The organism is Ruegeria sp. MALMAid1280 (assembly GCF_049195285.1).
In the GTDB taxonomy this organism is placed as follows: Bacteria; Pseudomonadota; Alphaproteobacteria; order Rhodobacterales; family Rhodobacteraceae; genus Ruegeria.
On sequence record NZ_JBMIRT010000038.1, the window covers coordinates 82480 to 97114 of the forward strand.

12 protein-coding genes are annotated in these 14635 nt (G+C 60.8%); 4 read left to right on the forward strand and 8 right to left on the reverse strand.

The window, feature by feature from the left end; genetic code table 11:
• Positions 1 to 43: 43 nt before the first annotated feature.
• A complete protein-coding gene (locus tag ACOQFT_RS05250) occupies positions 44 to 2233 on the reverse strand; it encodes a transglycosylase domain-containing protein (RefSeq protein ID WP_421596992.1) in 2190 nt (729 codons plus the stop codon).
• A gap of 260 nt (positions 2234 to 2493) precedes the next feature.
• Here ACOQFT_RS05250 and ACOQFT_RS05255 point away from each other — a divergent pair, with 260 nt between their 5' ends.
• Both ACOQFT_RS05255 and ACOQFT_RS05260 read left to right on the forward strand, forming a co-directional pair.
• Positions 2494 to 2832: a P-II family nitrogen regulator gene (locus tag ACOQFT_RS05255; protein WP_058273036.1), complete on the forward strand. Its 339-nt coding sequence runs from the start codon at positions 2494 to 2496 to the stop codon at positions 2830 to 2832.
• Between the two features lie 34 nt (positions 2833 to 2866).
• Entirely contained in the window at positions 2867 to 4189 is a 1323-nt protein-coding gene (locus ACOQFT_RS05260; protein WP_421596993.1) for an ammonium transporter, read from the forward strand.
• A gap of 123 nt (positions 4190 to 4312) precedes the next feature.
• Here ACOQFT_RS05260 and ACOQFT_RS05265 read toward each other — a convergent pair whose 3' ends face one another.
• The 4 genes from ACOQFT_RS05265 to ACOQFT_RS05280 form a co-directional block, all read right to left on the reverse strand.
• Positions 4313 to 5497: an aromatic amino acid transaminase gene (locus tag ACOQFT_RS05265; RefSeq protein WP_421596994.1), complete on the reverse strand. Its 1185-nt coding sequence runs from the start codon at positions 5495 to 5497 to the stop codon at positions 4313 to 4315.
• Complete coding sequence (sseA, locus tag ACOQFT_RS05270; protein WP_421596995.1) at positions 5497 to 6351, reverse strand: 3-mercaptopyruvate sulfurtransferase; 855 nt, start codon at positions 6349 to 6351, stop codon at positions 5497 to 5499. Before sseA ends, ACOQFT_RS05265 begins: the two co-directional genes overlap by 1 nt.
• A gap of 81 nt (positions 6352 to 6432) precedes the next feature.
• Positions 6433 to 6702: a CBU_0592 family membrane protein gene (locus ACOQFT_RS05275; RefSeq protein WP_421596996.1), complete on the reverse strand. Its 270-nt coding sequence runs from the start codon at positions 6700 to 6702 to the stop codon at positions 6433 to 6435.
• Positions 6703 to 6731: 29 nt separating this feature from the next.
• The gene (locus tag ACOQFT_RS05280) at positions 6732 to 7295 is read right to left on the reverse strand and encodes a helix-turn-helix domain-containing protein (RefSeq protein ID WP_421596997.1); all 564 of its coding nucleotides are present in this window, start codon (positions 7293 to 7295) and stop codon (positions 6732 to 6734) included.
• A 107-nt stretch (positions 7296 to 7402) separates the two neighbouring features.
• Between ACOQFT_RS05280 and ilvD the strand changes: the two genes are divergently transcribed.
• On the forward strand, positions 7403 to 9235 hold the full coding sequence (gene ilvD, locus ACOQFT_RS05285) for a dihydroxy-acid dehydratase (RefSeq protein WP_421596998.1): 1833 nt from the start codon (positions 7403 to 7405) through the stop codon (positions 9233 to 9235).
• A gap of 196 nt (positions 9236 to 9431) precedes the next feature.
• On the opposite strand, the gene ACOQFT_RS05290 is transcribed toward ilvD, so the two are convergent.
• Positions 9432 to 10250, reverse strand: coding sequence for a sulfotransferase family protein (locus tag ACOQFT_RS05290; protein WP_421596999.1), 819 nt, complete (start codon positions 10248 to 10250; stop codon positions 9432 to 9434).
• Between the two features lie 141 nt (positions 10251 to 10391).
• On the opposite strand from ACOQFT_RS05290, the gene ACOQFT_RS05295 reads away from it, so the two are divergent.
• Positions 10392 to 11969, forward strand: coding sequence for a DUF5928 domain-containing protein (locus ACOQFT_RS05295; protein WP_421597000.1), 1578 nt, complete (start codon positions 10392 to 10394; stop codon positions 11967 to 11969).
• A gap of 32 nt (positions 11970 to 12001) precedes the next feature.
• On the opposite strand, the gene ACOQFT_RS05300 is transcribed toward ACOQFT_RS05295, so the two are convergent.
• Both ACOQFT_RS05300 and ACOQFT_RS05305 read right to left on the reverse strand, forming a co-directional pair.
• Positions 12002 to 13498, reverse strand: a complete 1497-nt coding sequence (locus ACOQFT_RS05300; RefSeq protein WP_421597021.1) for an aldehyde dehydrogenase family protein — start codon at positions 13496 to 13498, stop codon at positions 12002 to 12004.
• Between the two features lie 18 nt (positions 13499 to 13516).
• Positions 13517 to 14623, reverse strand: coding sequence for a saccharopine dehydrogenase family protein (locus ACOQFT_RS05305; protein ID WP_421597001.1), 1107 nt, complete (start codon positions 14621 to 14623; stop codon positions 13517 to 13519).
• Positions 14624 to 14635 lie beyond the last annotated feature (12 nt).

The following is a 14635-nucleotide window of genomic DNA, read 5'->3' on the forward strand; positions in this document are numbered from 1 at the left end:
AAAAGGAAAGGCGGTGCCCGGTGCACCGCCTTTTTTTGTGGGTTCAGTTGCCGAAGATATTGTTCAGCAGGTTGTTGATGGCCCTGTCCAGACCGGTCTGTTGCCTGCGGCGTTGTTGCCGCGGCTGCGCGGTCTGCACCGGCGGATCAGGGGCCAGCATCGGCAACGGCGTGGGTGTCATCCCCTCGGTTACGCGCAGCATGGTTTCTTTCCAAATCTCCGCAGGCAGGCCGCCGCCGGTCACGCCGGACAGCGGCGTGTTGTCGTCATAGCCCATCCAGACACCCGCGACGTAATCGGCGGTAAAGCCGATAAACCACGCATCCCGCGCCGCCTGAGTGGTGCCGGTCTTGCCGGCCACCTGCCACCCCGGCAGCTTGGCGCGCCCGCCGGTGCCTTCGGACACCACACGTTCCATCATCCAGGTCAGCTGCTTGGCGGCCTTGTCGTTGATCACCCGCTCACCAATGCCGGTGCTGGTCTGGATCAGGGGCGTGTTGTCACCCAGCAGTTTCAGCTCGGACAGGCCATAAGGTTCCACAGCCGAGCCGCCATTCAGGATACCGGCATAGGCCCCGGTCATCTCGATCAGCGTGCTTTCCGACGCGCCCAACGCCAGCGCCGGACCTTCGGCCAGGTTGCTTTCGATGCCGAACTCGCTGGTTACGGTGCGCACATTGTCCAGCCCGACAAACTCGGCCACTTTCACCGCCGGAATGTTCAGCGAGTTCTTCAGCGCATCCGCCAGCGTCACCCGGCCATAAAACTTGTGGGTATAGTTTTTGGGGCACCACTGGCCCGACCCGGGGATGTTGACGCAATAGGGTTCATCCACCACCGTATCCAGCGGCGAATGGCCAAGCTCCAGCGCGGTGGCATAGACGAAGGGCTTGAAGGACGATCCGGTCTGCCGCAGCGCTTGCGTTGCCCGGTTGAACGCCCCCGACACCCGCGTCTTGCGCCCGCCGACCATGGCCCGCACCGCCCCATCCGCCGACATCACCACAATCGCCGCCTGCGCCTTGGAGCCTTCGCGCACCTTTTCCTGGAAGATGTATTTCAACGCCTCTTCCGCCGATTTCTGCAGGCGCTGGTCCAGCGTGGTGCGGATCACCACATCATCGGTGGTGTCGGTGCCAAAATAGCTGGGCAGCTCGGTGATCACCCAATCGGCAAAATAGCCGCCCGCCCGCGCCGCCGCGGCCTCGGACAGTTGCGCCGGGTTGCTGCGGGCGCTGCTGGCCTGTGCGGTGGTCAGATAGCCCTGCGCCTCCATCAACCCGATCACCAGCTTCGCCCGGTCCTGCGAGCGTTGCAGATTGTTGGTGGGTGCAAAGCGCGTCGGCGCCACCAGCAGACCGGCCAGCATTGCCGCCTGCGCCGGGTTCACCTCGGCAGCGGAAATACCAAAGTAGCGCTGGCTTGCGGCCTCGAATCCACGGGCGCCTGCGCCCAGGAACGCGCGGTTCAGGTAGATGGTCAGAATCTCATCCTTGGAGTATTTCACCTCCATCGCCATCGCATAAACCGCTTCCTTGGCCTTGCGCCACAGCGATCCCTGACGGCAATCGGACTCATACGCGGCCTCGGAGTCCCACTCGCTGGGCACATACGGCACGCCCAAGCACAACAGCTTGGCGGTTTGTTGCGTAATGGTCGACCCGCCGTGGCCCGAAAGCGGCCCGCGCCCTTCGCTCAGGTTGATTCGAACGGCGCTGGCGACACCGCGCGGGCTGACACCGAAATGGCGATAGAATCGCTTGTCCTCCGTGGCGACCACGGCGTTTTTCAGATGTGGTGAGACGGTATCGGCGGTGATTACCCCGCCGAACTGATCGCCACGCCAGGCAAAGACCTTGCCATCGCGGTCCAGCAAGGTGACCGAGCCCCGTGCCCGGCCATCCAGCAAGGCGTCCACGTCCGGCAACGAGGTGTAGACAACCCCCACCGCCAGCGCCAGCAGCATGGCGACCACCGCGCCCACGCGCCACGTAACCCCCCAGAACAACCGCCAAATCCAGCGGAACAGCCGACGGAAGAATCCGCCACCTCCGCCGCCACCGGATTTCCGGCGGGTCGTCTTCCGGGTGGTCTTACGGGTTGTCGTCTTGCGCGCGGTCGCCTTCTTTCCGGCCGGCTTCGCAGCCCGCTTGGTCGCCGTGGGCTTGCGCCTTTTCGACGGGTATCTTTTATCTGCGACAAGCGGTGCCTTTCGGCGCCTGGACTCAGTCATGCTCAAACTCTGCCCGGTTATCATTTTGAGGCACCATACCCTGACACACCGGTGAAGTAGAGGTCTGAATTTCCGGAAACCGCCCTACACAAACTGCCTAATTTTTAATCATCGTATGCCATTTGTGCAAAAATTGTGCAAATTGCCGCTATTTTCCCCAGCGTTTTACCTCCTCAACCGTTCCTTACCGGGCGCAGGCGCGCTTTTTTTTCTGCACGTGCAAACAAGCCGGAGCGACCGGGCAAGCAGAGGGGTTCAACGTGAAACTGATCATTGCGACAATCAAGCCGTTCAAGCTGGAGGAGGTGCGCGAGGCACTGACCGAGGCGGGCGTGCGCGGCATGATGGTGACCGAAATCAAGGGCTTCGGCTCGCAATCGGGTCACACGGAGATCTATCGCGGCGCCGAATACGCCGTAAATTTCGTACCCAAGATCAAGCTCGAAATCGTGGTTCCCGCCACGATGGCCGACCAGATCGTCGAAACCATCACCAAAACCGCCAAGACCGGCAAGATCGGCGACGGCAAGATTTTCGTCCTTGATGTCGAGCAGGCCCTGCGCGTGCGGACCGGGGAAACGAACGAAGAGGCGCTGTGAGGCGCCCCCATTCACAAACATTCGAGGACTGACAATGAAACTGATGAAATCGCTCATCCCCGCTGCCGTGATTGCCGCGCTGCCGCAGATCGGCCTTGCGCAGGAAGCCGCCGGTGAGGCCGCGCAGCACACGCAATATATCCTGACCTCACTGCTGTTTCTGGTCGGTGGGTTCCTGGTGTTCTGGATGGCTGCGGGCTTTGCCATGCTCGAGGCCGGACTGGTGCGGTCCAAGAACGTCGCGATGCAGTTGGTCAAAAACATGGGCCTGTTTTCGTTCGCCGCCATCATGTACTGGCTGGTCGGTTATGGCCTGATGTATCCGGGTGACGGCTGGATGATTCCCGGCGTATTGGGCGCCATCTCACCCGCTGCGCTGGAAGCTGTTGGTCTGGACGGCGTGAATGCCGATCTGTCCTATGCCACCGTTGGCTCGGATTTCTTCTTCCAGCTGATGTTCTGCGCCACCACCGCGTCCATCGTGTCGGGCACTATGGCCGAACGGGTCAAGCTGTGGCCCTTCTTTGCCTTCGTCATTGTCCTGACCGGCATCATCTACCCGATCGAAGCGTCCTGGCAGTGGGGCGGCGGCTGGCTGTCCGAGATGGGCTTCAGCGACTTCGCAGGCTCGACCCTGGTGCACGCCGCAGGTGGTTTCGCAGCGCTGGCCGGTGCCATCGTGCTGGGCCCGCGTATCGGCAAATACAACAAAGACGGCAAAGTGGTTCCGATCCCCGGTTCGAACCTGGCGCTGGCAACCCTGGGTACGTTCATCCTGTGGCTGGGCTGGTTCGGCTTCAACGGCGGTTCGCAGCTGGCAATGGGCACCATTGGTGACATCGCAGACATCAGCCGCATCTTTGCCAACACCAACATGGCCGCTGCTGCCGGTGCCGTTGCCGCGCTGATCCTGACGCAGGTGATGTATGGCAAGGTCGACCTGACCATGGTGCTGAACGGCGCGCTGGCCGGTCTGGTGTCGATCACCGCCGAACCGCTGGCCCCGTCGCTGTTCCAGGCGCTGATCATCGGTGCCGTCGGTGGCGTGATCGTTGTCCTGACCGTTCCGATGCTGGACCGCATGAAGATCGACGACGTGGTCGGTGCCATCCCGGTTCACCTGATCGCGGGCTTCTGGGGGACCTTCATCGTGGCATGGACCAATGGTGACGCGTCCTTTGTGACCCAGATCATCGGCTTCGCGGCCATCGGTATCTTTGTTTTTGTGGTCAGCTTCATCCTGTTCTCGATCCTCAAAGCCACCGTTGGCCTGCGGGTCGGTGAGGAAGAAGAGATCAACGGCCTGGATATGGGCGAACTGGGTATGGAAGCCTACCCTGAGTTCTCGAAGGGCTAAGACCAGAGTTCACCACTCAAAGGCCGGGCGTTCGCGCCCGGCTTTTTCTTTTGGCTAAACCCAAAAATCAAAAAAAAGGCCGCGCTGATCTGCGCGGCCTTTGTTCTTTGATGTTGTGTCGTCTTAGACGCCCACGTCAACGATCGCCTTGGCCAGAATCGGCACGGTGGTCGCGTTCAGACCGGCGATGTTCAGGCGGCTGTCGCCGACCATGTAGATGCCGTGATCGGCGCGCAGCTTTTCGACCAGCTCGGGCGCTGCACCCAGTCGCGAGAACATGCCGCGGTGCTGCGCGATAAAGCCGAAACGGTCGGATCCGGTCAGGCGCTGCAGCTCATCGGCCAGTTGCTGCCGCAGACCCAGCATGGACAGGCGGATCTCTTCCAGCTCAGCTTTCCAGTCGGCGCGCAGTTCGTCGTCATTCAGGATCGTGGTCACAACCCGCGCGCCGTGATCGGGCGGGAAGGAATAGTTCTGGCGGTTCAGAAACGCCAGAGTCGACTGATTCAGAGCCGTTTGCGCCGCATCATCGCTGATCGCCATCAGCAGACCGGTACGCTCGCGGTAAACGCCGAAGTTCTTCGAGCAGGACGCCGCGATCAGGCAGCGCTTGACGGATGAAGCCACCAGACGCACCGCCTGCGCATCCTCTTCCAACCCGTCGCCAAAGCCCTGATAGGCAATGTCGATCATCGCCACGAGGCCCAGTTCGTTGATGATGTTCACGACCTCCTGCCACTGCACCATGTTCAGGTTGGCGCCGGTGGGGTTGTGGCAGCAACCGTGCAGCAACACCACGTCGCCCGCCTTGGCGGTTTTCAGGTCCTCGACCATGCCGTCGAAATCGACACCACGGGTTTCGCCGTCAAAGTAACGGTACTGGACCGTCTCCATGCCCAGATAGCTGAGGATCGACAGGTGGTTCGGCCAGGTCGGGTTCGACACGAACACGCGGGCCGAGGGGTTGGCCATGCGGATCATCTCGAACGCTTGCCGACATGCGCCCGTGCCACCCGGAGTCGCCACTGCCGCGATATTGCCGCGCGGGACCGCGTTGCCGAGGATCAGACCGATCATCGCATCGGCATAGGCCGGATCACCGGCCAAACCGGTATAGGCCTTGCTCTCCTGCTCTTCGAGAATGCGTTTCTCGGCGGCCTTGACCGCGCGCATCACGGGCGTCACGCCTTCGGCATTCTTGTAGACACCCACACCCAGATCGATCTTCTGATCGCGCGGGTCTTCGCGGTACATCTGCATCAGCGCCAGAATCTTGTCGGCGGGCTGCGGTTTGAGGTTTTCGAACATCAGGTCTCTCCGGTTGCGACGGGCAGGGTCGGGAAGGCACCCCATTCAGCCCAGGAGCCGTCATAAAGCGAGTGATCTTTCTTGCCCAGGCGCTCGAGCGCGAGGCTGAGGATCGCAGCTGTCACGCCCGACCCGCAAGAAGTGATGGCGGGTTTCGACAGGTCCACGCCTGCGGCCTCGAACACGGCGCGGCATTCGTCGGGCGACTTCATCGTGCCGTTCTTGTTCAGCAGGTTGCCAAAGGGCACGTTGCGTGAGCCCGGAATATGACCTGAACGCAAGCCTTCGCGTGGCTCTGCCTCGGTTCCGGCAAAGCGGGCGGCCGAACGGGCGTCGATGATCTCGTGATCGGCCAGCTTGGTCGCCGACGACACCTGTGTCACGTCGCGCACCAGATGGTTCTGCACGCGCACGGTCATGTGCCGGTCTCGGATCACCGGGGGCAGATCCTCGATCTCGCGACCCTCGGCCTGCCATTTCGGGAAACCCCCGTCCAGAACGGCTACGTTTTCCTGCCCCATCAGGCGGAACATCCACCAGACCCGCGCCGCCGATATCAGACCAGCCCCGTCATAGACCACGACCTGATGACCATCGCCCACACCCATCGCCCGCAGGCGCGACATGAACTTTTCCACCGGAGGCGCCATATGCGGCAGGTCCGACCGGTGATCGGAAATCTCGTCAATGTCGAAAAACCGGGCGCCGGGAATATGCGCTTCGTCATATTCCGCCTTGGCGTTCCGCCCTTGCTGCGGCAAATACCACGACCCGTCCAGAATCCGCAGATCCGGATCCTTGATGTGGGCTGCAAGCCATTCGGTTGAAACGAGGGTTTTCGGATCGTCCTGCATCAAAGCCTCCCCAAAAGCGCGCTTGATTTGTCCCTATACGCGCAGGCATTTGGGTTCAAGGCTGGATGGGGCCTGGCCCGCTTAACGCGCGCGTCTGAGCCGGAAAAACTGAACGATCCCGATCATACTGATCAGAATCCAGAAGGATTCAATCAACATCGACGCCAGATTGAAATTCTGAAGCAGCGAATAGACGATCAGGATCGATCCCGCCAGGTTCAGCACCGGAAAGGCCAGATCGTCGGAATTCATCATCCGCATCTGGGTGGCGAAATAGGCCGCCACAACGACCAAAGCACCAATCGAGCCGACCGCATCTGCCAGCGTCAGAGTTTCAAGAAATGCGGCCATATCGTTCCCCGGTGCTATTGGTTTCTTGGTCAGCCGATCGCGGCCAGCGCATCAAGCTGCCCATAATGGTGCATGTTCAGAAACGCCGCGCCCCGATCACCGGCGCGGTAGCCATGCGGCAGGTCCGCCGCAAACCGCAGCCCCTGCCCGGCCTGCAGCGACACCCATTCGCCATCGCGCAGAATCTCAAGCGATCCGTTCAGGACAAAGACCTCTTCGGTCACACCGGTGGCATGAGCGGCGGATTCGTGGCTCTGGTTCGGCGCAAGATCAACGTGAAAGGTCTCGGCCCGCAAGGTGGGGTCAAAGGGAAACACGATCTTGACCTCGATGCTGCCGGGAAAGGTCACGGTGCGGAACACGTCCGGCGTGGCCGTATCGCGCAGCACGTCCGGGCCGATCAGAGCACTGAGGGGCAGCTGGAACCCTTTGGCAATCTTCCACAGCGTCGCGATGGTCGGGCTGGATTCGCCACGCTCGATCTGGCCCAGCATGGCCTTGCTGACCCCGGTCATTTCGGCCACCTTGGACAGGCTCAGCCCCGAGGCTGCCCGCACGTCCCGTAGTTTCAGCGTTATGTCGTCCGGTGCCATATCACTCGTCTTTCGAATCCCCTTGTGCGTTATAGCGCACATGTGATACGTGCGCTATAACGCACACATCCCGCATATCGCAACCGGGGCAAAAGGGAAACAGCATCATGCCAATGTACCGATCCAGAACCTCTACCCATGGCCGCAACATGGCCGGTGCCCGCGGCCTGTGGCGCGCCACCGGTATGCAGGATGACGATTTCGGCAAACCGATCATCGCCATCGTCAACTCGTTCACCCAGTTCGTGCCCGGCCACGTGCACCTGAAAGATCTGGGCCAGATGGTTGCGCGCGAGGTCGAGGCCGCAGGCGGTGTTGCGAAAGAATTCAACACTATCGCCGTGGATGATGGCATCGCCATGGGCCATGACGGGATGCTGTATTCCCTGCCGTCGCGCGAGGTGATTGCAGATTCGGTCGAGTACATGGTCAATGCCCACTGCGCCGACGCGATGGTCTGTATCTCGAACTGCGACAAGATCACCCCCGGCATGTTGATGGCCGCCATGCGCCTGAATATCCCGGCGATCTTTGTCTCGGGCGGCCCTATGGAGGCCGGCAAGATCGACATCGCCGATCTGGACGTCAAGAAAATCGACCTGGTCGATGCGATGGTCGCCGCCGCCGATGATCACTACACCGACGAGCAGGTGAAGCATATCGAGGAAAACGCCTGCCCCACCTGTGGGTCGTGCTCGGGCATGTTTACCGCCAACTCGATGAACTGTCTGGCCGAGGCGCTGGGTCTGGCACTGCCGGGCAACGGTTCGACCCTGGCCACTCACGCGGACCGCAAAGAGCTGTTCCTTGAAGCCGGTCGCCGCATCGTCGAGATCACCAAGCGTCACTATGACCTGAACGAAAAGGGGTTCCTGCCGCGCGAGATCGCCACCTTTGAGGCGTTCGAGAACGCCATGAGCCTGGATATCGCCATGGGCGGCTCGACCAACACCGTGCTACACCTGCTGGCCATCGCGCATGAGGGCGAAGTGCATTTCACCATGTCCGACATGGACCGCCTCAGCCGCAAGGTGCCCTGCCTGTGCAAGGTCGCGCCGAACACCGAGAACGTCCATATGGAGGACGTCCACCGCGCCGGTGGCATCTTCTCGATCCTCGGCGAACTTGGCCGCGCGGGTCTGTTGCACGAGGATTGCAGCACGGTTCATTCCGGTACGATGGGCGAGGCGATTGCCAATTGGGACATCAAGGTTGCAAACAACCCCAAGGCGCAGGAACTGTTCAAGGCCGCCCCCGGTGGCGTACGCACGACGCAGGCGTTCAGCCAGTCGAACCGCTATAAAGAGCTGGACACCGACCGCGAAAACGGCGTGATCCGGTCGAAGGAACACGCCTTCAGCCAAGACGGCGGTCTGGCCGTTCTGTTCGGCAACATCGCGCGCGATGGTTGTATCGTGAAAACCGCAGGTGTTGATCCGGCCAGCCTGACGTTCACCGGCACGGCTTATGTCTGCGAAAGCCAGGATCAGGCGGTCAACGATATCCTGACCGGCAAGGTCGAAGCGGGCGACGTTGTGGTCATCCGCTACGAAGGCCCGCGGGGCGGTCCCGGGATGCAGGAAATGCTGTACCCCACCTCGTATCTGAAGTCCAAAGGTCTGGGCAAAGCCTGCGCGCTGCTGACCGACGGCCGTTTCTCGGGTGGCACTTCGGGTCTGTCGATTGGTCACGTCTCGCCAGAGGCCGCCGAGGGTGGTGAGATCGGTCTGGTGCGCCAGGGTGACAAGATCGAGATCGACATCCCCAACCGTTCGATCCATCTGGCCGTGTCCGACGAAGAACTGGCGGCACGGCGTGAAGAGCAGGACGAAAAGGGCTGGGCACCCGCCGAGCCGCGCAAGCGCAAGGTGTCCACCGCCCTCAAGGCCTATGCCAAGCTGACCACCAGCGCCGCCAAAGGCGCCGTGCGTCAGGTCTGAGCAATAAGAACCGGTCCTGATCGAGACCGGTTCCTTCCTACCTCAAAAGGCTCCCGCGCCCGAAGCGCTCCATCGGCTAAGCCGATGCCATGTTCGGCCTAGGGCCCGGCGCCGCGCAAAGCGCGGCGCCGGGCCCAACCAGAGGAGATGTCTCGTCAGAGACATTGACGATGGGCGGGAGCGCGCTGAGGCAGGGTCAGTCGCCAAGTTTGGCGTGGACCTCATCAAGATCGATTTCACCAATCGGCATCTTGTTCGCCGGGTTTTCGAAATCGTATTTGAACAGCTCGAAATCCTGTTTGTAGATCTCATACACCAAATGCATCGACAGGTCGTCGAAATAGTCTTCGACCGGATGAGCCCGTTTGGGGCCGTGGCCTTCGGATTCGTTGAACCGTGGGATGTCTGACAGGTTCACCGCGTGCGGCGTGTCGAGATTGTCCAGAACGCCCTGCATCCCGTCGTTGAACTTCTCGGTCCAGAATATCCGATCATAGCGCCCCCCATTTGCGATGAAGGTCGCGATATGTCCGGACATTGCCGACCAGTGGATGTCGGGGTCCATCGGCCTGCGCCAGCGGATCGTATCGCGCGCAAACAGCAGAAAGCGGCGGAAGCTGGCGATCTGGTCGAACTCACCCTTGCCGTCATCGCCGCCCACCTCGATCCCGTAATTGTAGATCAGCGTCGGAACCAGATTGCCGCGATAGCGTTTGCCGTTGCGCTGAATGCCGCAGATCTTGTCGAAGAACGAGCTTAGAATCCGCGTGTAGGGATTGCGCACGCAGGTAAAGGAATAGGACGCATGGTTGCGGATATTGCCCGAGATGCGATCCTGACTATGGTCGAACGCCCATTTGTGCATTCCGTCCTTCGCATCATGGATATCGCCATCAAAGAACCGGCCATGATCCGAAAAATACATGATCTGCCCGATGGTCGAGCAGGCACATTTCGGCACGACACGGTAAACCATGCTTTCACTTTCGGTCATCCATGTACCGGGAAAACCCATCTGCAGTGCCTCCTCAACGGGTCAAGATTTGCCCTACGCGCCCGCTTTGGTTCTCAAACAATCAAAAATATTCTGTTTATTCAATCGCTCATCCTCAGTATCACGGATCAAACAGGCTAAAACGGACATCACTGATACGATATGGCAAGGATTGCCTATATTCTCTTGTGCCACAAAGACCCCGAAGCGATCATTGCCCAGGCCGGGCAACTGACCGCCGCCGGCGATTGTATGGCCATTCACTTTGACGCGCGCGCCAGTGCGGCAGCCTATGATCGCATTCGCACCGCGCTGAAGGACAATCCGAATGTGACCTTCGCCGCCAAGCGCATCAAGTGCGGCTGGGGCGAGTGGTCTTTGGTTCAGGCAACGCTGAATGCCTTGCAGGCCGCCGTGGATGCCTTTCCCCGCGCCACGCATTTCTACATGCTGTCCGGCGATTGCATGGCGATCAAAACGGCCGAATACGCCCATTGGTTTCTGGACGAAAACGACAAGGATTTCGTCGAAAGCCACGACTTCTTTGCCAGCAACTGGATCAAGACCGGGATGAAGGAAGACCGGTTGATCTATCGCCATTTCTTCAACGAACGCACTCAGAGCAAACGGTTCTACACCTCATATGATCTGCAGAAACGTTTTGGCCTGACCCGCGAGATACCGGCTGATATTCAGGTCATGATCGGCAGCCAGTGGTGGTGCCTGCGCCGCCGCACGGTCGAGATGATCCTCGATTTCCTGCAACAGCGCCCCGATGTGAAACGCTTTTTCTCGACCACCTGGATTCCGGATGAGACTTTTTTTCAGACCCTCGTCCGACACTTGATTCCGAAGGAAGAGATCGAGAACCGCACCCCGACCTTCCTGATGTTCTCGGATTACGGGATGCCGGTGACCTTCTACAACGACCACTATGACATGCTGCTGGGGCAGGATTACCTGTTCGCCCGCAAGATCAGCCCCGAAGCCCATGAACTGAAGGAACGGCTGGGCACGCTTTATGCCAGCGAAGGGGTCGAATTCAAAATCTCGGATGAGGGCCGCAACTTATATGGTTTCCTGACCGGGCGGGGCCGCGTTGGCCGCCGGTTCGGACAGCGGTTCTGGGAGGCGGGCAATTCGCTGGGCCCCGAACGTGAGATATTTTTGATCGCCTGCAAAAAATGGCATGTGGCCAAGCGGCTGGTCGATCAGATCACATCCGAGACGGATATCCCCTGCGTCGAATACCTGTTCAACGAAGAAAACACGCCGCTGCCCGATCTGGGCGGGATCGAGACGACACTGCTGAAACGGTCCCGCCATCGGCGCGCGGTGGTGCGGCTGTTGTTCGACCATTTCGGCACCGACAAGCTGGTGATCTGCGTCGATCCGGCCAATCTGGACATTATTCAGGATTTCTGCGCCGATCAGGCCAGGACCCATGTGCTTGAGATCGAATGTGAATATTCAGACGACTACCTGATCGGTCACGCCCGCCGGGTAGGTCTGGCCGGAGAAAACAGCCCCACCGAAACGGTCGCGCGTCTGGTGCCGACGCTGCGCAACTCGATGACATACGAATCCGAACTGATCCGGGCGGCCGGGTTTGACGGGTATTTGCGTATCCGGGAAACCAGCCCCCGCGCCGAAAACGAGGCCGCCGTGGCCGAGTTTCTGGGTGTTTCACAAGACAAGGCACAAGCCGTGATGCGGCTGGATTACCTGTTTGCGGATTGACCCGGCGACGGTATTGCCGCCGGGCCCTTTGATCAGATGTCGAACTTGACGCCTTGCGCCAGCGGCAGTTCGGCTGAATAGTTCACGGTGTTGGTTTGGCGCCGCATATAGGCCTTCCACGCGTCCGAGCCGCTTTCGCGCCCGCCGCCGGTTTCCTTTTCACCGCCAAAAGCGCCACCGATTTCAGCGCCCGAGGGGCCGATATTGACGTTTGCGATACCGCAATCAGACCCGGCAGCCGTCAGGAACTGCTCGGCCTCGCGCATGTTCAGGGTGAACACGCAGGATGACAGGCCCTGCGGCACGTCGTTCTGGATCTCGATGGCCTCGTCGAAATCGTCATAGCCCATGACATAGAGGATCGGGGCAAAGGTCTCGGTCTTCACCGTTGCGGTCTGGCCCGGCATCTCGACGATGGCGGGCTGCATGTAAACACCCTCGGGCACGCCTTCAGTCACCCGGTTGCCGCCAAATACAGTGCCACCTTCAGCTTCAGCCGCTTTCAGGGCCGCCGTCATGGCCGCACCCGAGGCCTCGTCCACCAGCGGGCCGATCAACGTGCCCTCAACCAGCGGGTTGCCGATGGGCAGACCGGCATAGGCTTTCTTGAGACGCGCCACCAGTTCCTCGCGGATCGAGTTATGCACGATCAGGCGGCGCAGCGTGGTGCAGCGCTGACCGGCGGTGCCCACGGCCGAGAACACAATCGCCCGCACCGCCATTTCCAGATCGGCCGAGGGGCCAACGATCATCGCGTTGTTGCCGCCCAGCTCCAGAATGCACTTGCCGAACCGCTGCGCCACGACAGGCGCCACCGCGCGGCCCATGCGGGTCGACCCCGTGGCCGAGATCACCGGAACGTCCTCGCTGGCCACCAGCGCCTCGCCCAGCGCGGCGCCGCCGATCAGGGTTTGCAGCAGGTGGTCAGGCGCGTCGCCAAACCGGGCCAACGCGCGTTCAAAGATCTTCTGACAGGCCATCGCGGTCAGCGGGGTTTTCTCGGACGGTTTCCAGATCACCGTATCGCCGCAAACCAGCGACAGTGCCGCGTTCCACGACCAGACCGCAACCGGGAAGTTGAAGGCCGAGATTACGCCGACCGGACCCGCAGGGTGCCAGGTTTCCATCATCCGGTGGCCGGGACGTTCCGAGGCAATGGTCAGCCCGTATAGCTGCCGCGACAGACCCACGGCAAAATCGCAGATATCGATCATCTCCTGCACTTCGCCCAGACCTTCCGAGGTGATCTTGCCCGCCTCCCAGCTGACCAGCGCGCCCAGATCGTCCTTGGCGGCGCGCAGTTCCTCGCCCAGCAGGCGGATCAGCTCACCTCGGCGCGGGGCCGGAACGGTACGCCAGGCTTTGAAGGCCGCCTTGGAGCGGGCAAACACCGCATCCATATCCGCAGAGGGCGTCTCGTGCACCTCGGCCAGCAGGCTGCCGTCGATGGGGGACCGCACGGCCAGAGTGCCGCCGGTCAGCTCCGCCTCGGTCAGGTCCAGATTCGCCAGTGTGGTTTGCGCAGTCATAACGATGTCTTTCATATCTCAGGCCGCCTTGTTCTGTTGGGTGACGTCACCGGCCCGATAGAGCCGGCCAAATTCTGTGTTGAGGAAATCGGACAGGTTCACCTGCTCCTGCCGCACAAACCCTGTGCCGGGCAGAGACCCCGTGCGCGTCAGATCAACCACGCCCAGAACGCCTGCTGCGGTAGTGACCTGAATGGCGCTCCAGACCTGGCCATTGATGGTGCGGGCAAAGCTCTTGTTGATCAGCGATTTCTCACGCAGGGAACCGTCGATCATACCCTTGGCGGTGCAATAGACCAAAACCACATCCTGATCGGTGCGCGGCAAGGCGGTCTCGAAAATGTCCTTGAGCAGATCGCGGCGGCGTTCCAGCCCCAGATCCTTGAGCAGTAGCTTCAGGATATCGCAATGGCCGGGATAGCGGATCGAGCGATAGGACACCGCGCGCGCCTTGCCTTCCAGTGTTTCCGGCAACGTGCCCAGCCCGCCTGAGGTGTTGAAACATTCATACTCCACCCCGTCATGACCCAGCACCTCGTAGTCTTCCAGCGGCGCGGTTTTCACACGCTCACCATTCACGATGGCATCGCAGGGGTTGCAGTATTCGTTGATCAACCCGTCGGTGGACCATGTCAGATTGTATTTCAGTGCGTTGGTCGGATAGAGCGGCAGAGCGCCGACGCGCATATGCAGGCTGTCCAATTCGTCGAACTCAGATGCCAGCGCTGCCCCGGCGATGCCAACAAAGCCCGGCGCCAGACCACATTGCGGCATGAAGGCGGTTTTGCTGTCCTCGGCCAGCTCACGCACCGCGTTGGTGGCGGCAACATCTTCGGTCAGGTCAAAGTAATGCGCGCCCGCTGTCTTGGCAGCTTTGGCTATTTTGGGCGTTAGAAAGAACGGCGCCGCCGAAATCACGGCGTCGAACCCGGCCAGCCCCTGCGCCAGTTGCGCCTCATCCCCCACATCGATCTGCCGGGTCGCAATCCCCTGCTTGTTCAGCACCGACAGCGCGGCCAGATCGCGATCCGCCACCGTGACCGAGTAATTGGGGGATGATTGCAGCAAGCTTGAGATCATCTGACCGATCTTGCCTGCCCCTATGACACAAATATTCCAGCTCAAAACGCGCCTCCT